This is a genomic window from Acidobacterium sp. S8 (genome assembly GCF_009765985.1).
GTDB lineage: Bacteria > Acidobacteriota > Terriglobia > Terriglobales > Acidobacteriaceae > Alloacidobacterium.
Genome location: NZ_LMUM01000027.1, coordinates 119,141 through 137,618, shown reverse-complemented (window position 1 = coordinate 137,618; position 18,478 = coordinate 119,141). Strand labels below are relative to the sequence as shown.

Annotated in this window: 16 protein-coding genes and 1 pseudogene; 7 read left to right on the top strand and 10 right to left on the bottom strand. The window is 53.3% G+C overall.

All coding sequences use genetic code 11. The features are described from left to right. Positions 1–157 precede the first annotated feature (157 nt). From GSQ86_RS10970 to GSQ86_RS10945, 7 genes are all read left to right on the top strand, one after another. A complete protein-coding gene (locus GSQ86_RS10970) occupies positions 158–2,401 on the top strand; it encodes a CHAT domain-containing protein (RefSeq protein ID WP_158749979.1) in 2,244 nt (747 codons plus the stop codon). Further along, complete coding sequence (locus GSQ86_RS10965) at positions 2,401–2,676, top strand: hypothetical protein (protein ID WP_158749978.1); 276 nt, start codon at positions 2,401–2,403, stop codon at positions 2,674–2,676. Before GSQ86_RS10970 ends, GSQ86_RS10965 begins: the two co-directional genes overlap by 1 nt. 1 nt (position 2,677) lies before the next feature. Next, positions 2,678–2,992 (top strand): hypothetical protein, encoded by a 315-nt coding sequence (locus tag GSQ86_RS10960; protein ID WP_158749977.1) that lies wholly within the window; start codon positions 2,678–2,680, stop codon positions 2,990–2,992. Positions 2,993–3,184: 192 nt separating this feature from the next. Next, positions 3,185–3,574 (top strand): hypothetical protein, encoded by a 390-nt coding sequence (locus GSQ86_RS10955; RefSeq protein WP_216841114.1) that lies wholly within the window; start codon positions 3,185–3,187, stop codon positions 3,572–3,574. Positions 3,575–3,576: 2 nt separating this feature from the next. Beyond that, positions 3,577–5,490 (top strand): type IV secretion system DNA-binding domain-containing protein, encoded by a 1,914-nt coding sequence (locus GSQ86_RS10950; RefSeq protein WP_158749975.1) that lies wholly within the window; start codon positions 3,577–3,579, stop codon positions 5,488–5,490. A gap of 6 nt (positions 5,491–5,496) precedes the next feature. Beyond that, on the top strand, positions 5,497–6,030 hold the full coding sequence (locus tag GSQ86_RS23470; protein ID WP_254062306.1) for a relaxase domain-containing protein: 534 nt from the start codon (positions 5,497–5,499) through the stop codon (positions 6,028–6,030). Continuing rightward, on the top strand, positions 6,011–7,726 hold the full coding sequence (locus GSQ86_RS10945) for an ATP-dependent RecD-like DNA helicase (RefSeq protein ID WP_254062305.1): 1,716 nt from the start codon (positions 6,011–6,013) through the stop codon (positions 7,724–7,726). Before GSQ86_RS23470 ends, GSQ86_RS10945 begins: the two co-directional genes overlap by 20 nt. Positions 7,727–7,798: 72 nt before the next feature. Here the strand turns inward: GSQ86_RS10945 and GSQ86_RS10940 are convergent, their stop codons facing one another. The 10 genes and pseudogenes from GSQ86_RS10940 to GSQ86_RS10900 all read right to left on the bottom strand — a co-directional run bounded on the left by GSQ86_RS10940 (position 7,799) and on the right by GSQ86_RS10900 (position 18,322). Next, the gene (locus GSQ86_RS10940; protein ID WP_158749974.1) at positions 7,799–9,592 is read right to left on the bottom strand and encodes a response regulator receiver domain; all 1,794 of its coding nucleotides are present in this window, start codon (positions 9,590–9,592) and stop codon (positions 7,799–7,801) included. Beyond that, positions 9,582–12,068 (bottom strand): HAMP domain-containing sensor histidine kinase, encoded by a 2,487-nt coding sequence (locus GSQ86_RS10935; protein ID WP_254062304.1) that lies wholly within the window; start codon positions 12,066–12,068, stop codon positions 9,582–9,584. Before GSQ86_RS10935 ends, GSQ86_RS10940 begins: the two co-directional genes overlap by 11 nt. Before the next feature lie 57 nt (positions 12,069–12,125). Next, positions 12,126–12,503, bottom strand: a pseudogene (locus tag GSQ86_RS23915) (ATP-binding protein); the annotation flags it as partial. Next, positions 12,500–13,669, bottom strand: a complete 1,170-nt coding sequence (locus GSQ86_RS10930) for a DNA cytosine methyltransferase (RefSeq protein WP_158749972.1) — start codon at positions 13,667–13,669, stop codon at positions 12,500–12,502. The gene GSQ86_RS10930 and the pseudogene GSQ86_RS23915, both read right to left, overlap by 4 nt. Positions 13,670–13,936: 267 nt before the next feature. Then, positions 13,937–14,347, bottom strand: coding sequence for a very short patch repair endonuclease (locus GSQ86_RS10925; protein ID WP_158749971.1), 411 nt, complete (start codon positions 14,345–14,347; stop codon positions 13,937–13,939). Between the two features lie 80 nt (positions 14,348–14,427). Beyond that, complete coding sequence (locus tag GSQ86_RS10920; RefSeq protein ID WP_158749970.1) at positions 14,428–14,775, bottom strand: hypothetical protein; 348 nt, start codon at positions 14,773–14,775, stop codon at positions 14,428–14,430. Positions 14,776–14,849: 74 nt separating this feature from the next. Continuing rightward, positions 14,850–15,725: a DUF5677 domain-containing protein gene (locus GSQ86_RS10915; protein ID WP_158749969.1), complete on the bottom strand. Its 876-nt coding sequence runs from the start codon at positions 15,723–15,725 to the stop codon at positions 14,850–14,852. Between the two features lie 340 nt (positions 15,726–16,065). After that, positions 16,066–16,536 carry a hypothetical protein gene (locus GSQ86_RS10910; RefSeq protein WP_158749968.1) on the bottom strand — a complete coding sequence of 157 codons (471 nt, stop codon included), beginning with the start codon at positions 16,534–16,536 and terminating at the stop codon, positions 16,066–16,068. After that, a complete protein-coding gene (locus GSQ86_RS10905; RefSeq protein ID WP_158749967.1) occupies positions 16,533–17,147 on the bottom strand; it encodes a hypothetical protein in 615 nt (204 codons plus the stop codon). The genes GSQ86_RS10910 and GSQ86_RS10905 overlap by 4 nt, the downstream gene beginning before the upstream one ends. Next, entirely contained in the window at positions 17,144–18,322 is a 1,179-nt protein-coding gene (locus GSQ86_RS10900; protein ID WP_158749966.1) for a peptidoglycan-binding protein, read from the bottom strand. The genes GSQ86_RS10905 and GSQ86_RS10900 overlap by 4 nt, the downstream gene beginning before the upstream one ends. Positions 18,323–18,478: the final 156 nt, after the last annotated feature.

The window sequence follows — 18,478 nt, the reverse complement described above, 5'->3', positions numbered from 1 at the left end:
CTTTACCCAACGTACATGTTCCGTGGAGCGGTTTCCTCCTCAGAGGAACTGAAGTATTGCTAGCTGCCGGTGTAAATCTTTGCATCTCTTAAGATCAGGCAATATTGATTCGAGGGAATGTCTTTTGGCACAATTGACCAAAGGGTAATGGTGCGCATTGCGATTCAGAGTCTCCCCCACTCTTCGCATCGCTACCGGGTTGCTCCTGGCTGTCCTGTTGGGTGTTGTTGGATATCACGTCCTCCATTGGAGGATTCCGGGCTCCTCAGAGGCGTTGCTGGAACAAGCCGACGAGAAGTCGTGGGTCAACAACTGGATCGCGGCAGAACCCCTCTACCGACAAGCGGAAAATGGATTCATTCGGAATCATGAGCCATCGAAGGCTCTGTACGCGCACGTCAGCGAAATTCCCGCCCAAAGTGAATCCTCGATTAGTGTTCCGGCCCAGCTTGCGGAACTGACGGACGACCTGTCGCTACCGCAGGCGCAAGACCCTGAGACAAGACTTCGCATTCTAACGATCCTTGGGATGCTGGAAGTAAATTACGACTCGGCGATGGCACGAGCTACTTGGGTACAGGTCGAAGCTCTCGCCAGGCAACGACATCACTACTTGCTCGCTTCCAGGGCAATTGGCGAGCAAGGGATCGCGGCATTCCTTCTGGGAGACATTGCTACCGCGAAGAAGAACGTGGTCAAGGCCTGGACCGTGGCCAAGGTTGCTGATCCAGCTGCTCACATTCGATACGCGAGTGTCTACGGGACTGGTTTGGTCGAACTGCAAAAGTACGGCGAAGCTCTTGGACCGCTCGACGAGGCAATAAAGGTGTCGAAGGACAAGCCGGATGTTGCGTATCCGACCATCGCGGTCAATGCGAAGGTCGAAGCTTTGAGCGGGATGGGGCGCAATCAAGAAGCGCTGGCACTGGCTTCGGAGGCGATGCAACGAGCGTCCAATTACCACCTGGCCGGACATCTCTACGAGCTCTATCAAGCCCGAGCTAGTGTCTACGGACGGATGGGCCAATGGGATCGAGCGGCGGATGACTACTCGCGCGCCATCCAATATGCGAAGCAGTTGTCATATTGGCGGGGCATAACCCAGGCGGATGGGTTACTGGCCAAGGCGCACCTGCAACAAGGTGAGCTGCAACCGGCTCTCACAGCCGTTGACGAAGCAATTCAAGCGAATAAACAGATTCCCGATGAACTCTATTTTGTGCCGCGGGACCTAGCGATAAAGGCAGAGATTCTAGCGAAACTTGGGGATGCCAAGAGTTCGGATGAGCTCTACCGGAAGAGCACAGATCTCATCGACGCACTCTTATCGAAAGTGCCGACACCTACTGTTGAACGTCAGCTCCTGGGGCAGCTGAGCGAAGTGTATGCCCGATATTTTGCCTCGCTTAGCAATCGAGGCAAGAATAGGGAGGCATTCCGAGCAATCGAGCGTGCACGAGGCCGAGTTGAAGCGCAAGCGCTTGAGGATCACGAACCAGTCGCACCACACGAGCCGTCGACTGCGGAGAAGCTTCTCACGAATCTTAATTTGCGATTGCTGGACACCGATGACCTTGGGTCAAGGCAGGACATTCTGCAAACGATTTACGACACCGAGCAACAGATCAATCCGAATTTCAAACCCGACCATTTCTCGACGGAGCCGGTGAACTTGATCGAGTTGCAGCGGGATCTCCGCCCGTCGGAACTCATGTTGGAATACGTCTTGGACGAGCCGAACTCGTACGTGCTCGCGATTAGCAAGACCGATGTGAAGCGTTACACGTTGAAGGCGAAGTCGGAGTTGGAGAGAGAGGCGGCAGATTATCGATCGGAGGTGGTGAAACAGAAGGCGGACGATGGGTTGGCGAGGCAGCTGTTTGATGACTTGATCAAACCGGTTTCGAGTTATGGTCGAGCGCAATCGATCATCGTGGTGCCTGATGGAAAGCTTCATCTGCTGCCGTTCGCGGCCTTGTCGGATGGTGGCCAGTACGTACTGACTTCTCATTTGGTAACGGTTGTTCCATCTGGGACAGTGTTCCACATCCTCCGGCATCGCGAACAGCATTTGGCTATCGAACCAATGCCGTATCTAGGAGTGGCCGCCTGGACAATTAACAGGCCGAAGAAAACGCTGTTCTTCGGCATTCTGCGTGCCGCATCGGGTCCAGAGAGAAGTGAACTAATCGCGTTGCCTGAAAGCCGACATGAAGTCGAATCGATCGCGTCTGATCTTCCAAAGCCGGATACGGTGCTCTTGGGAAGCGCTGCAACGGAAACGCAATTCAAGCGTCTACCCCTCAACCAGTACAACGTTTTGCATCTAGCACTTCACGGCTATGCCGATATGGAGTATTCGGATCCCATACCAGATCAGAGAACGATTGGAGATGGGTAATGGCTCAGTTGAACGCCGGCATTCCCGCGCAAGAAATCGTTCAAACGCTTGCAAATATACGGAGCGACAAACCGAACCCTCACTATTACGCGCATCGGACCGTGGACATAGCAGCCGCTGTTCAATGGCTTCGTAAAGGCGTCGATTATGAATCTCTTATCGAGAGCCTGAAATCGCGCAATTCTGCTCTTTCGACTGACCGCGCCGCCGAGATCGCCACGACCGCTTTCGGTTTTGTTCAACGAGTTCGAAGTCTGCACTCCAAGGAGAACTAACATGCCACTGCTCGAAATCACTCAAAGCCGCCAAATCAGCGCCTCGGTTCGGCTTGATGAGGCCACTGCAACCCAGGTCGATCAATACGCCGCTTTCATTAAGGCCTCTGCTGACGACGTGGTGGATAAAGCGCTCAACTACGTCTTCGCAAAGGATCGGGACTTTCAGGACTTCTTGAAGACTCCTGAGGCGAAGCAGATCAGTTCAACGTTGCGGGTCCGGAAAGCCCCGAGTTCCGAAGCTATCGAGCAGCCTGCGAAGAAGGCAGCCAGCGCGACGGTTCCCGTGGAATCAGTGCGGACGGTGAAGGCGTGATTCGGCGTTCAATTCCGGGGTGGAGCAACGACGGTGCTTCGCACCGGATGAACTGTGACACTCCACCCCTGAAAGGGTTGCGTTTGGAACCTTTCGGTTCCATTCGGAACCACTGCGACGCATCAATGAGATGCGCACTTTCCCGGTTCCACCCGGAACCGGAGTTTATTGCGTGAAATCGGAGAAAAAAGGATGACAAGCAACACAGTAGAAATGGGTGTAGGTTTTCGGCGAATCAAAGGACGCGAACCCCGTACTCAGAGCATTGCAACGCGGTTCACTCGATCCGAGGAACAGGCATTGCTGACGAGGGCCGAGACAAATGGCCAGAATCTGCGTGAATGGGCCCGCGATGTTCTGCTGCGTGTCGCTGGAAACGAAAGCCGCGCCGAGATGGAGATCCACATCTTCACCGAATTGGTCGGTGTCCAAATGCTCCTAATGAATGCGCTCGACCCGCTTCTGCGCGGCGAGAAGATGACCCAAGAACAACTCGCTGCGCTCTACCGCCGAGTCCAGACAACCAAGGCCGGACAGGCCCAAGAACTCCTGTCCAAGCGCAATCTAAACAAGGAGAAATGACGATGGCGACCGTTCAACAATGGGGACGTAAAGAGTCCATAATCTGGCCGCCGCGCGGCTACGTTTACACCTTGGGAGCGTTCATCTTCGCGTGCATATTGACGGGCATATTCACCTATATTCGCTTTCAATACGGCCTCTCGCCTCTGCAGCGTTACTACCTTCCTTACTACTTGCGGACCGAGACTGCCGGTCTGACTCATCCCGTCAGCCAGTACCAATTGCTCTATATTTCGGATGGTGAAAGGGCAGTTAGAGCGGCCCTGGACAGTGATGTACAGGCGGGCTCAACTGCCCAATTCGGAGGCAAGCCGTTGCCTCTGATGCTTACTCCAGAGGCGGCCAAGCATGGCACGTTTTATCTGTTGCGCGAGAGTCTCCACAACTATCAAAACAAGGCGCTGCAGGCTTGGATTGCTCGCTGGGTTTATCAGGATGTGCCGATTTATAGGCTCTTCACTATGCAGCTCATTTTTGGCCTCGTTGCCTTTGCGCTACAGCTGCCATTTTCGATTCCGAAGGACATTCGGAGAATCAAGGATCTTCGCTATGGGAGACGCCTCAAAGGCCCGGTCCTCGTGAATGGGAAGCAGTTCACAAAAGCCGTGGCCGGGAACGGGATCGGAATCACGACCAACGATTCAAAGTTGCCGTTACGTATTCCGCGGGATGCCGAGAACAAGCATTTCCTGATCGTAGGCGATACTGGCAGCGGCAAGTCGAGCGTCATTCGCCAGATGCTTTACCAGGTCGAATCGCGAGGCGACAGCGCCATCGTTTACGACCCGGCCTGCGAGTTTGTGAAGCAGTTCTACAACCCACATCGCGGCGACATCGTTCTTAATCCTCTTGACGCTCGAATGCCGTACTGGAACCCATCCAAAGAGCTACGCCGCAAGGCTGAGGCAAAGGCACTGGCGGTCTCGCTTTATCAACCAGAAGGGGTGTCCAATCGCTTCTTCGTTGAGGCTCCGCAGAAGATATTCGCTCATCTGTTGACGTATCTGCCGACGCCGGAGGACCTGGTCAAATGGATGTCCGACCCGGCTGAGATCGATCGCCGCGTCAAGGGAACCGAGTACTGGATGCTGATCGATCCGAAGGCTCCGCAACAGAGGACCGGCGTTCTCGGCTCGCTGAATATGAGTGCCGACAGTTTCCGCCTTCTTCCCAGGGAGAACGAGACGAGTTCGGCCTGGACGGCAACACAGTGGGCCGAATCCCGTCGAGGGTGGATCTTCATTACGTCCCGTCCGACCATGCGCGAGGCACTCCGGCCTCTAATAAGTCTATGGATCGATACTCTTGTGTTGCGTCTTCTCAATGAGCCGATGCCCGACCAGAAACCTGTCTGGTTTGTGATCGACGAACTCGCCAGTTTGCAGCGCCTTCCGCAGCTTCATACGGCCATCACTGAGAACCGGAAATCACAGAACCCCGTTATTCTCGGATTCCAAGGTCGCAGCCAGATGGAAGCACGCTACGGGCAGGATGCTGAGGCGATGCTCTCGCAGCCAGCCACCAAGATATTTCTCCGGACAACTGAGCCACGTGCCGCCAAGTGGGTAAGTGAAGCTATCGGGGAAGTGGAAATTGAGCGACTGCGGGAGACGCATTACGACGGCTCACGCGCAGGCAAGAACTTCGCACTTGACCGGCAGACCGAGCCGCTCGTTCTGCCTTCCGAAGTCTCAGGTTTGGATGACCTGCGTGGCTTCTTGAAGTACGGCAATCATGTCGCGCGATTCTCGTTTCCGTTCATCGCTCTTCGGGAGAAGAACCCAGGGTTCGATGAACGAAAGATGGACGACTTGATCATTCCGAGCGCTCCTCTTCCTCCAGAGCCGGAGGAGCTGCAAGGGAATCTGCTTGCGCCGGAACAAGCCGTCCAACCGCCCGAGCACCAAGTGGGGTAATCGCCGATGCTTACCATTTCAAAGCCATTGTCCGCCGGCCAGGCGCAAACATATCACCAGAAGGAGTTCACGGCGAAGGAGCAGAACTACTGGTCACAACGGGGTGTGATCGCGGGCGAGTGGCAGGGCCGTCTCGCTGCACAATTCGGGCTTGCCGGTGCGGTTTCTGCAGAGGATTTTGGAAAGCTCAGCCAAGGCCAGCACCCGGAGACAGGCGAACAACTTGTTCGACAGCGAGCGTCCTACGAGTACCAGGATCCGGATGGAAAGACCGTCAAGACAATGGAGCATCGAGCCGGATGGGACGCTACCTTTTCCGCTCCAAAATCCGTTTCATTGACAGCACTGGTCGGCGGGGATGATCGCGTGCGGGATCCACACACCCGGCCAGGTGATGGCCGCGCATCGCAAGCTCGCTGCCGACTTCGGGCATCAGGCGGATGCGGTTGTCCGTGCCGCACGGGAGCGCCAAAAACATCAGGAGAAGCCAACAAATTCAGTCGATCGGGTCCGGGAATCTTTGACCTTTTCCCGCGATAAGAATTTCGAGCGCGAGGCTGTCGTAGACGAGCGGGTCTTGATCCGCGACGGGCTCCGACGCGGGATGGGCGATGTCACCTATGCACAAGTCCGCAACAATCTTAATGCTCGAATCGCATCCGGGGAATTTCAGACGGTGGAGCGGGCACACATGCCAGGTCGTCAATTTACGACAGCTAAGACCATTGCCGCAGAGCATGAAATCGTTAGCCGTGTGCGGTACGGTCGAAACCAAATCGAGCCGGTTCTCTCAAGACCTCAGGCAATCTCCGTTGCCGATCAGCACCAGCGCCTCAACCGCACGCAGCGGAACGTCGTTGAGGATGTGCTGAGTTCGCCAGACCGTATCCAGGGCATCCAAGGCTTCGCCGGATCGGGCAAGACCACGACGCTCTCCGTCATCCGCGTTGCTGCGGAGTCTCAGGGGTATCAGGTCGAGGGATTTGCCCCGACTTCCCGAGCTGCGCGGCAGCTTGGCGAGGCTAGTGTCCAGGCAGGAACGCTGCAAGGATTTCTCGCCCGGTCGATTCCGCCGATGCCGTCAGACCACAAGCATTTCTATTTCGTGGACGAGTCGAGCCTAGCATCAACCAACCAGATGCGTGACTTTCTCTCTCGTATTGCTCCACAGGACCACGTCTTGCTGATCGGTGATACACGGCAACATCAGGGCGTCGAGGCAGGCAGACCTTTCGAGCAGCTGCAGGAAGCCGGAATGCGGACGGCAAAGCTCGATGAGATCGTTCGTCAGAGGAATCCGGAACTGAAGGCCGCCGTCGAGATGCTTGCAACGGGCCACGTTTCCACCGCGCTCGATTGCCTTCAGAAGCAGGGACGCGTTAGGGAAATCTCCGACGCAGATGAGCGCATCCGAACCATCGCCAGAAGCTACATTGAGGCGCCGGAAAAGACGTTGATTGTTTCACCGGATAACGCCTCACGGCGCGATTTGAATGCCGCCGTTCGGCAGCAGTTGAAAGCCATCGGTACCGTTGGGTCTGAAGATCACAGCTTGCCAGTGCTGGTCCAGCGCCAGGAAATGACCGGGGCTGAGCGTTCCTGGGCCAGCCGCTATGAGGTCAACGATGTCATCCGTTATGCGCGCGGTAGCAAGAGGTTAGGGATCGAAGCTGGAGAGTACGGAACAGTAGTCGCTATAAACTCGTCCGGCAACGTGCTTACGGTCGAGAGATCCTCCGGTGAGCTAGCCAATTACGACCCACGCCGTCTCAGCGGCGTCAACGTCTACCGAGAAGTCGTACATGACTTCTCTATAGGCGATCGTATTCAGTTCACAGCTCCCGACAGAGTGCTCGACGTCGCCAATCGCGACCTTGCCGTCATAGAGTCCATCGGACCCGGTGGGCAAATTGCCGCCCGGCTCGACGACAACCGGCGCATAGAATTCAACGTCAGCGTGCACCGCCATTTCGATCACGGATATGCGGTCACTAGCCATAGTTCTCAGGGACTCACCGCAGAACGCGTCTTGGTGAATGCTGCCACCGGTGTTCACCCAGACCTTCTCAATTCCCGCTTCGGTTATGTCTCCATTTCGCGCGCAAGCCACGAGGTCACGATATTTACCGACGACATCAACAAGCTCAACCCGCAAATGAGTTCCGACGTCTCCAAAAGTTCAGCGCTGGATATCAGCCAGACGCCATCAATGGGCCAGGCTATTGCCATTTACTAAGGGCAAACTGTTTCGCGAACAGCTGGGACCTTCGTTCTCGGCCACTGTGAATAAGTCGCAGCGCAGTTCGCCCTAGGTATCCCCTTCAGCAGCATCTTCTCCCTCAAATGCCAAGCTGACAAAGTCGACGCCTATCCTAGTGGTATGATGCCCGGTTTGAGTCAGCACTCGGTCCGCATATGAAGGACGGAGTTGGCCGACAACCTGGAAAACACGTCGTCTCAATTCAGGCTGATGTTCGTCAGCTTGTTTTGATGAATGAATGCTGCAAGCACGAAACGTCCCCCCTGGCTGCTCTATGCAGTTATTTTCGAGGATGAATATCTCGGGTCTGGGCTGTCGTGCGTCCTCTGTCGAGATCCGAAGCGAGAGTCGCTCCCCATCCAATGTGATGAAGAGGTGCCTTCCACGTGTCGCATTTGTCAAACTTTCGTCAAAAGTTCTTCCACGCTCTACGTCAAGCCGGAGTGCAATCACTGGAACGTTTGGATAGAGGTCTGCCTCCCATGATTTCTTATCCGCTGGTGCTCTGGGAACCAGACTGCAATCTGCAGTGACGCACACCCAATATCTTTCGTCTTGAGCCTCTGAAGACTTGAATATGCTTCCCGTTTTCAAATGGCTTCCAACAAATGGACTCGAAGATAAATAGAGGTTCAATTCGTGAAGAACTGCGGACCTCGGAACTTTCGACTGAGAGCGGGCGGCAATGCGGGCCAGATCAAGCCGTCTTGTTTCCATCTGCACTGCGCTCTCTCCCGGCAGGCATTCACCGGCTCTTGTGTAGTTTCCAAGCAGCTCTGCACCGCAAGATGAGACGTACTCAGAAACGCCTTCAAGGGCATCACTAAACACATTTCGAAACAATTGCGAAATTCGTGCCTTGCTGGACGGCTCTTCGCCCGCCAAAAAATGATAAAAGAACGCATTGTGCCTGATCTCGTTGGCAATTACTCTCCAATCTGCTAAGAACCCGTTTCTGTGAAGGTAATTCCTGGCATGAACCAAGAGGAGCTGAAGTGGGCTCGGATTCCAAGCTAATAAAGCAGCCTCCAGTTCCGAGAAGATGTCCTTCTGCTGGCTCTTCTTCACAAGGACAACAAAGACATTGTCGTAGGCAATCCAAATATTCTCCGAGCCATTTCTGCTGAATAGGAGATTTCGAACCCCATTTCGATCAGCTTCAAAATCAGGAGCTCGAAAATCGTCGCGGAGAAGATCATGGATAGATTGAGTAACGATCTCAGTAACGTTGGCTGTTAGCCCGCTTGCTCGAATCTCTTGTGCGAACGCTCCTTTTGTTGCCCCGCTTATTCCCGCATAGCCTTTCAGCAGATACCCTTCCAAATCTTCCACAGTAAAAGTCGATGCAAGGATAGGAGACAGCTGAAGATACTCATCGCTCACCGAAGTCTGGGGAGGCACGCCATGGAAGTAGGCTGCGATCCCGCGCTTGATGACCTCGAGTTCGGGAGCAGCGGTATAAACGACCACCAGGTTTGCATAAGGAGTCTTCGCCAAGTTGCCAAGTATCGTTAATGCGGGACCGCTGTCGGTATCGTCTCCGGAAACCAGATGGTAATCCAGCACAAGCAAATCCGATGTCTCGATATGAGAAAGTGGCTTGCCGGCATCTTGATAACGATTCTCGATGTCACACATCAAGCCACGCTGCCGGCATTGGTTCAGGAGCGCTTGAACCTCTCCAACATCTCTCTGCTTAGCCTCATTCCCCGGAAGTGTCGCTTCGATCAGAAGTTCCGCATAAGGAGGGAAACGATCATCGATTAACATTGCAGAGCGAAGCGGATCTATAAAAGCCGCTCGTACTTGTTCATGAGAGTACGCGTACGGGTTAGTTGCCATTGACCGGACTCTTTGTTGAAATCAAGAAGTTAGCGCCCGGAAGGGACGGGCCGCCGCTTTGATACCGAATCGTATGCCCAGAAGCAGCAAGATTCGCCCTGCATAGGTAGAGGCCAACGCCTCTTCCGGAAACACGTCGAGTGAAAAATATCTCAAAGAGGCGGCTTACGTCATCAGGGTCGACTCCCTTGCCAGAGTCCGCTACAACAATCTCGTTATCGACAAAATCGAGCATGATAATTCTCGATGTTGCAAACTTCACCCAGTACAGAGCGTTGTTAATCAGATTCACAAACACTGGAATAATGCGGTATCGAAAATCGACTATGGTTGTCTCAGCGAACGCTGGCGTCACAACCAATTCGGTTCCTGAGTCCTTAAATTGCTGCGAAAAAAAGGCTGAGACATATTCCGCGATATCTGCCCCGGTTATTGACTCTCGTAGTTGGTTGCCAGCGATCCGCAAGGGAGCGAGAAAATGCAATCGGGTAATCAGTGCCTGATGCGCCTCCATTGCCAGCCTGAAAGCATCACTCTGCCGCACCTCGGAAGGGAGTCGCCGCAAATTCCGTCCGACTTGAGCATCCAACGTTTCAAACTCGTGCCCTATGATCTCAACAGTGATACCGAGTTGTGCCAGCGCGGTTAACTGCTCCACCCTAGTCTCCAGGTCTGATCGAGCGTCAGCACTCCATGAGATCGCAAGATCGACGTCTATACCGGCCGCAAGGCGGGCGAGGCCTCTCGAATAGGCAAGATAGAATTCTGCAAATTCGCGATATAAGTCTTCACGAATCGCCTCCATTTCGAAGAGAGCTTTCGGCAGGGTGTCAGGTGCATCCTCGACTCGCTTGAGCAGAGGAAGGGCCCGCTTATAAAACATCGCGCGATCAGCCTCAGCGCGCGCTTCCAAGGCGAGGATTTCCCGGTTCAAGCCAGACTTGATATCGCTCGTCCAGCGCCCGATGTCATCGCCAAGCAACTTTTGATCACGCCCCATCGCTTTCTGGACCGTAGCCAACGGATCAAGCGACCCGAATTCGCTGCACGCTTCTGCCCAGGCGTTGGAAACAGCTTCGACCGAAGCAATAAACCCGTTGTAGTCGTCTCGGAATTCACGATATATCGGTTCAAATTTCTTTAGGCGAGTTGGCTTCGGCGGAGGTCTGAAAAGCGTCTTTGCGCGAATCATTTCGTCAACATCCGAAGCCAGCCGGCTGAAGCCGTTGACATCTCGCTTTTCGCGGATTCGCCCTATTTCAATCTGCAGAGATTCAGCCTTGTGGAGCGCATCGATGAGCGGCTCCTTATGCAGCTTGATGTGCTCCATCAACTCCCGGAGACTGGCGCTACGGACTTTCGACTCCGAGGCCTGAGCCGCTTTGTTTGCTGCCTGAATTTCCGGCAACCATTGCTCTCGATACTCTGATGAAGAGCCAAAGTACTGACGCGCAGTGCGCATCAATAGGTCGATTATCATCAGGCGCAGCCTTCTTCTGGCGCTGTTGTCGATAAATCCTTCCCGACCAGCCTTATCACGAAGATTAGGATTGAGCTTCCTTGACAGAGCAATCCGTCCGAAGACTCGGCGATGTTGCCAAAACTCGCGCCCGGCGTTAAGCGTTCGACGTTCTTCTATTCCGAAAAAATCCACCTCAGGTCGACCGTATGGCATCACTCTCAGTTGATCGCGATAGACCCGGAGGCCTGCCGAGCGTTCAGCTATTTCACGAAGGGCCACGTGAACAGCGGCTTCGTGAGTCGATTTGACCGGATCTTGCTCGAACGTTCCGATGCAAAAGTCGAAGGGGCCAACTCGGGTACCACGTGATGTGCTTGCAAGACGAGTTGGAGGAAGAGTCATCATTCCGAGGTCGCGGCCGAATGCCTTAACGCGGCCCGAAAAAGTTCCGAACTCGTCAAAGCCGCCATCGATATAGTGTTCGAGTTCGTGGAGTTGCCGCCTGCCAAACAATTCCCTGGATGAGACGACCGAGACCAGTTCTTCGCCTCGATGAGCTGCCACGCTGTACTCGAATGTCGAAGCTTGCTCCGAATATGGGTCGACAAAGTCGATTAAGGTGCTCCGAAGCGCGTTCTTCAGGCTCACGGACTCATCGTCATCTGCCGAAGGAGACAGCCACACTTTCAGTTCATCCTTCAGATGGAAGACTATGAGAGCAGTTCCAGTATCGCTGGGATTGTGCCAAGGCTTCCAGTGGCTCATGTAGTTTTCGGAAAGCTCTACATCTGTTGCTGCAGTCGCTATCTGCAGGCTAGTCAACGTTTCGACGTTCGCATCCTTTTCAAACTGATCGTATTTCGCCCAAGCGTCTACAACGCGCTGGTTTCTTTCCCTTTCGCCATTGTGGCCCCAGACATTGTCCACCAGATCATCGGATAGTTGGGCAAATGCGGTTTGAATCTCATTCTTGTCATCGAACTCGGCAAATGGAATGTGAACGTCTTCGAGCATCAAGAAAGGGTTTTCAAACAGTCTCCAGTCAATCAAAGACGCGATAAAGCCATTGTCTCGTTTCCGCGAAACCAGGAAGAGAAGCGGGCCCAGGAAAGCGACAGATAACCGACCAATCCCTTTTTGACCTTGCGATTCTCTGAATGGCAAACCCTTAGTGTCCAGGTCTTCAATAGAAGACCCATCCACTTTCGAAGCTGTGCCAAGTACCAACCAGCGGTCCGTGAAATCTGTGCGATCCATGCCAGTGCCATCGTCGAATATTCCAGCGCATGTGAGCGGCGAGTCGAAGATGTGAAGGCTTACAGAATTCGCATATGCGTCATACGCGTTCTTCCAGAGCTCGCTAATCGCAGTTGGGCTATCGGCAATCTGCTCTCGACCTAGATGGTCGATCGTTCTCGCTTGTGTTCTAAAAGGGAGTGATGTGTTCATCCTGCGTACGCATGCCCGTTTGCGTGGGTGCCAATCGGATGGAGTGGTGGTCGCTTCTGAGCCTTCGACTTAGCCGCCCGTTCGGCTTTTTGCTTTTCAGCTGCTTTGAGAGCGCGAATCACTGGGCGAAGGACAGCCTCTCCCAAAGGAATCGGGACAGCGTTGCCAATTTGGATTCCGGAAGCGATTAGGCCACCGGAAAACAGAAACTCTTCTGGAAAGCATTGAAACCTAGCAGCATGACGCACACTGATTCCATGATTTTCGGTTGGATGGAGGAAGCGGCCTTTGGATGGATTGATGCAGGCAGTCGTCATCGTTGGGCCCGGTCGACTCGGATCGATGCGCCCATACACATCTTTATGCCCGTTATGCTCGCCGTGACAGGGGAGCACTCGGGACGAGTCCTTCCGGCTGCCGCCGTTCACGGGGGTACTTGCAAAGACTTCGATCATCTTCTCGCCGGATTGCATGTGGCAATTATTTGGATCGGAAGGCTTGATAGGAAGGCCGAATACTGAACTTGCAGTTTTCCAGGCTTTCTTTCGTCGACCCGTTATCTGATCAGACTCGGGGTGAAAGTGTGTTGCTTGTGGGGGCCACTCAATTGAGAGAGATTGGTCCTTGCGAACGCCAACAATGAAAACTCTCTTTCGATTCTGAGGCGCACCAAAGTCACGGGCGTTGAGCACGGTTGGCCCTAGGAGGCGATAGCCAGCTTCGTCGGCTAACTTTGTGAACTTCTCTAAATAATCCTTATGCCGTGGCCAGAGGAGGCCAGTCACATTCTCAACAATGAAAGTACGGGGCCGCACAACCCCGATGCAGTCGAAATAACTGAATAGAAGGGAATTCCGCGGATCGTTGATTCCTGCCCCTTTTATTCTATGCGCAGAAAAGCCCTGACATGGCGGACCACCGACTACGACGTCACAGTGGCCTTCAATGAGGTTCGCCTTCTTCAGGAATTCAGACCATTCAATCTTCCGAATGTCTCCTTCGAATAGGTAAGCGGGATTATGCTTCCGCTTAATCAGATTCGCCTTGTAGCTCTCGCAGGCATGCTTGTCAAGTTCCACAGCCGCACGGATGTGCACACCTGCGCGCCGCGCCGCAAGCGAGAATCCACCCGCCCCTGCGAAGAAGTCAATCCCAGAAATTTGCATGCTTCTGCGGGCGCGCCTCGTTTACTTTTGGGTCGAACCGTACTCAGTATAGTTCATGCCCACTATATTGCAGATTCGAAGCCATTTAAGAGCCAAACCGTCCTCCGATCCACAGGCGAACCAACCTGGTTAATAGGCTGACGGCAAAAGCGCGCCTCCAGGGGGTTCTTGATCCGCCACTACGGTTCGCGATGTCTTTTGATCGTCCACGAAGCCCTCATGTGCAAATTGGTGTCCGAGACCTGAAAAACCGAGCAATAAACCACTCTAAGAGCCAAGAAATTCGCTCAACCTCTTCACCACACCGTCAGGATCCCGCAACTCACACTGCCAAATCGTCAATGTCCGCCATCTGTTCTTTCTTAGTTCTCTTTTTACTTGCTTGTCGCGATTCACGTTCTTTTCGAATTTCTCTTGCCAGAATTCTGCTCGTGTCTTTGGCATTGACGCCCTCGAACATCCGGGGTGGCGATGCCAAAAACATCCGTGAACAAATATCGCCTTTCGCATTTTTCGAAATACCAGATCGGGCTTGCCGGGGACATCTTTAGCATGCAATCGATAGCGAAACCCGAGAGCATAGACAGCCCTTCGCACGATGAGTTCTGGCTTTGTGTCCTTGGAATGAATGGCTGCCATCACTGACGACCGCTTCGCACTATCGAAGTTGTCAGTCATGTCCTTCGCCTTCTCGACGACTACCCCGTTCCTAATAACTCACAAGAACGGCGGCCGGCTGGAAGATGGCCCAACAAAGCCTACGATGCTAAAGCTAGTTGACGTTTCGCAAAGCGTTCCGCAGTTGGCCAGCCCGAAGAAACGAAGACATTTTGCGGGGAATCGTTTCCTTTTTCTTGGACAACGAAGTAGGAAAAAGAGTTCCAGTCTTCTCTCGCACCTTCTTCAATAGCCTGCCAAAGGTCTTCGTCTCCACTGTCGGCTTCCAGTGTGGCCCCTTCTTCCGAGAGAGTTTCAGCGAGAACTGCCTTTGCATCCTCGCTCATCTGGTCGAACGCCTCACGCGCAAAGTGGGAATCGTAGGTCTTTATAACCACGATCTCCCGCTCCCCGGCCTTCTCAGCAAAGAACACTTCTTGGGCTGGCATTTGCACCTCTCATCACTATTTTATGCCGACTCTGGGAGAATTTCTCCCCAATTCTGCGTCGCGACAGCCCCCCTTCAAGTGTGTCGAGAATTGGCAGTTTGCCATGGTTGCTGGGGGTATTCAAGATCGTGCCACTCTTTCCAGAGATTTATGGATTGATTCAGCTTGAGTTTATGGTCTGCAAGCAGCGTCTTCAGCGCGGTTAGATCAGCTCCAACGAATTCTAGGCCCGTATGAAGTCGCAATATGTTGTAGGAATAGCAGTCAGAGAGAATCCTTGCAGCGTGGGCATTTTCGACCGCCTGTCTTCGCGATTCATCCCGCATTCTCCGTTCGATTGGCATTGAAATTCCTTCCCACGTCATATGAGCTATCTGATTCGCGCTCCAATAGCCATAAAGCAACGCGCCAAAAACATCTGCCCCTTTCAATTGGCTCTGAGATAGAGCACCGACTAAGCCGGAAAAGCTCCAAGCTTGATCGAGCTTGCCGCGAACATCGCGTGGATATTGCTGCCTGAGCAGGTCTAACCGATCCTGCGCCACCAGGAGTTCACGGTATGGCTGAAGCTGCGGGGCATTTGGCTCACCCGACAGTTCAATCACTTCTCTCGCTCTTTCATGGCTTCGCAAGACAGCGATGTCCGGTAATGCTTCCGTATATTCCCGATAACGGCTAGCAAAGTCTTGGGGCGAGGCTACCAGGTAGGCAAATTTTAAGGAGCCTTCTGCTACCGATCTGAGAACGGTCTCGGCTTCCCAGGTGCGGTCATTCTCAATTAGGACTAGCGTCGCCGAAGTTGCGCCGAGACATGCTGTAGATAAATGAGACAGGAGCGCATTTTGGTCGCGTGTTAGGAGTTCGCTGCTCGCTAGCGGTTTATATAGAGGTAATGTTTCCAGAATCGCAGCGTCGGTACTTCTCAACTCACGCTCGATAGTCTCGTTCATTCCTAAAAGTGTAACCCCTCGCCAACCGGGATCCTCTGAGAATGAGGATCGCGTGATGCTCGGCAGCAAGCTCACGCGCGGGGCTCGGGTTGCCCGCCGCAAGCCGTCCTGAAATGCCGCATAGTAATTCCTAACCCTGAAAATCAAGCTTGGCATACTACGCTCCCATAGTAGCTACCTATGGGAGACGAAGAACAACTGGGCAGAACTGATAGAACCGATTCCTGAAGACACGCCAAAGCCGGAGAAAAAAGCCAAACACACAAAGCCCAAGAGGGGAATGCCGCCCGGACTCTTTGACTGACAAGTGGCCCAGCGTGTCGTGAACCGAGTAATGCGCCTAGGATTGGTCACTCTCTATCGCCGCGAAACGGTCTTTCGATTGGCGGCTCCTTTTATGTTCGAATAAAGCTAAAACTGCCTTCATTAAGTCTTCGGGGCTAAGCCGCTCACTCAGGATCAATAAAAATCCGAATTTGTTGTATTCGCTCCACAGATGCAAAACCCAGGCGAGCAGGCCCGCTTCCGCTCCAGTCCCTATTCCAGCCACCGCCAATATGGAGTTTGACGAGCCGCCCGAATGAACTGCGGAAATCAGGGCACAAACGAACACTACCAGAATTAAGAACAATGCAAAAAACAGGACCAATCGATTTGTACGGGCTTGGGAGCCAATGAGACTACGCAGATTCTGTGAATCTTCTTTAGTAGGCGTTTGGCGCTTGGTTCCCATCATTTCGGGCCCCGAACCGCTCCTCGTCAATTGACCTACCCTTTCAAGGTAGACACGCATTACATCTTGTGAGCTCATTGGCATTTCCTTATTGATTTCCCAGAAGAGCGGCCTTTGCTCGACTGTTTTCGATACTCAAGAGCAACCCTCATTACAGCTTCCTTGTAGGGCATATCGGTAAGCGATAGCAGTTCAAAGGTGCTGGAATACATTTGTGCCCATATGTTTGGATTTACCTCACACTCAGCGTAGAACGCGCTACAGTTGGGCCGTTCACGCCCGATCTTATCGGCGAGTCCAAATGGATGGCACACCGAAAGATCTATGACACCCTTGAAATCAAAAGGAATCTCGCTAACCATACGATCTACAGCTAAGGGGCCGTCCCAGAATTCAACTGCACCCTTATCTTCGGGCCCAAACCAATGGGCGAACAGCAGGATCACATCGGATTCAAAAAGCAGTTGGGGCCACTGACTTGAGCAAACCTCCTGCGCGATACGACGGACCCCGAATTTTCTATAGGTCTGCATGGCCTCGTAGATCTCAACGCAGATCTCTCGATATTGATACCATCCGCCAGCGAACCCTTTCGCGTAGTCAGAATGCGTCTGGTGAAGCGACCATTCGAAACGTACCCGCGAAGTGGGAATTGCATATGCTACTGTACAGTCCACAGGCATCGTCATACGCCGTTATCCGATGTCCTTCTCGATGCCAACTCCGCCCAAAAGCGCATCGTAGCCATACGGATTTGAGCGTCGAGGTCGTTGGACTTACCCCCGTTCTTTATCAGCTGCTTTCTTCCGCGGGATACTATCAAGGCTAGAGATACAGAGTTATCGAACTCCTGGCCCTCACGCAAGCCATTGGCCTGCATGAACTGAGACATCTGAAGTTTAGTACGAGTCCAGATGTCTGCAGTGAGCGTACGAATTTTGCCTTTGAGATTAACCGCAAACCTAATGACACTATGAAACCAGCCTTTTTTCGGCCCAACTGTGACTTCTTCCGAATCAATCTCAACTTCGTCGACTTTGACTCCCTTCGTGAGGAAGATATCGCGAAGCAAACTCGATTCATCCGAACGAGGCAAGACTTCGATCGGCACGTCGGAATCAGCCATCCGAAATGATCCGCGAAGGTTGTCCGCCTGGATGGATGAAAAATCGATGGGATTGACGTAGACAACCTTGCCGTCAGCCTCTGGCATCTTTGCGATGCTGTTCACGAGAGCATGAATCGCGTTTCCGTTATAGATAACCTTGCCGTCGGTCGTCATCGCCCGCAGACGATATTGAGACTTGGGATGTTGCTCGAGATTTACGACCAGCAACTCTTCGTTCGAGACTGACGTAAGCCATTGGTCGGCAGTTAGTCTGCGGAGTTTGACAGCTACTACATCTGTAGGCGTGCCCGTTTCAGGCAAGTTATATTTGCGTTGAAATTCTCGTAGGGCCACCTCTGTAGTTGCCGACATCTTGCCATCGGTTGGAACTTGATACCCCTGCGCTGCCAAGCCATTTTGGATCTGAGCAATCCACAATGAGGTCTGAGACCCTGTACCAGCCGGGAGCAAGGGAACTGGTGCATCCGCGACTCCCAGCGCCGCATTCGTAGCGTGGAATTCCAAGGGCTCACCCGAGATGTTAACGATATCGAGGCGCCTCGGATTCCCGTAATCTGCCAAAAAATGCCGCCTTATTTCAGGCGGCAACGATTTCAAGAGAGCAACATCGCTGGTCGTTGAACTGGTAGGATCCAAAGCTCGGAATATCTCTTCGTGTTCGAGAACGGAAGAAATCGTTGCCGTAGGCGTGACCAACTTGATTTTGCTCTTGCTGATGGCGTCGCTAAATGACATCTCTTTTCCGCCAACGACGACTCTCACTGAGCTATCGTCGGTCAAAAGATGCTCGTATCTTTGCCCGCCCTTCGGTGCTGCGACACCGTAATCCGTACAGTATGTCTTTAACGTGGTCTTTGAACCCGGAGCTAGGGACACATTGGCTTCTGGGAT

Bases quoted from the DNA above. Each gene is read 5' to 3' on its own strand.
- GSQ86_RS10965 (WP_158749978.1), top strand. From the start codon at position 2,401: ATGGCTCAGTTGAACGCCGGCATTCCCGCGCAAGAAATCGTTCAAACG.
- GSQ86_RS10960 (WP_158749977.1), top strand. From the start codon at position 2,678: ATGCCACTGCTCGAAATCACTCAAAGCCGCCAAATCAGCGCCTCGGTT.
- GSQ86_RS10955 (WP_216841114.1), top strand. From the start codon at position 3,185: ATGACAAGCAACACAGTAGAAATGGGTGTAGGTTTTCGGCGAATCAAA.
- GSQ86_RS10950 (WP_158749975.1), top strand. From the start codon at position 3,577: ATGGCGACCGTTCAACAATGGGGACGTAAAGAGTCCATAATCTGGCCG.
- GSQ86_RS23470 (WP_254062306.1), top strand. From the start codon at position 5,497: ATGCTTACCATTTCAAAGCCATTGTCCGCCGGCCAGGCGCAAACATAT.
- GSQ86_RS10940 (WP_158749974.1), bottom strand. From the start codon at position 9,592: ATGGCAACTAACCCGTACGCGTACTCTCATGAACAAGTACGAGCGGCT.
- GSQ86_RS10935 (WP_254062304.1), bottom strand. From the start codon at position 12,068: ATGCTCGAAGACGTTCACATTCCATTTGCCGAGTTCGATGACAAGAAT.
- GSQ86_RS10930 (WP_158749972.1), bottom strand. From the start codon at position 13,669: ATGCAAATTTCTGGGATTGACTTCTTCGCAGGGGCGGGTGGATTCTCG.
- GSQ86_RS10925 (WP_158749971.1), bottom strand. From the start codon at position 14,347: ATGACTGACAACTTCGATAGTGCGAAGCGGTCGTCAGTGATGGCAGCC.
- GSQ86_RS10920 (WP_158749970.1), bottom strand. From the start codon at position 14,775: ATGCCAGCCCAAGAAGTGTTCTTTGCTGAGAAGGCCGGGGAGCGGGAG.
- GSQ86_RS10915 (WP_158749969.1), bottom strand. From the start codon at position 15,725: ATGAACGAGACTATCGAGCGTGAGTTGAGAAGTACCGACGCTGCGATT.
- GSQ86_RS10910 (WP_158749968.1), bottom strand. From the start codon at position 16,536: ATGAGCTCACAAGATGTAATGCGTGTCTACCTTGAAAGGGTAGGTCAA.
- GSQ86_RS10905 (WP_158749967.1), bottom strand. From the start codon at position 17,147: ATGACGATGCCTGTGGACTGTACAGTAGCATATGCAATTCCCACTTCG.
- GSQ86_RS10900 (WP_158749966.1), bottom strand. From the start codon at position 18,322: ATGTCATTTAGCGACGCCATCAGCAAGAGCAAAATCAAGTTGGTCACG.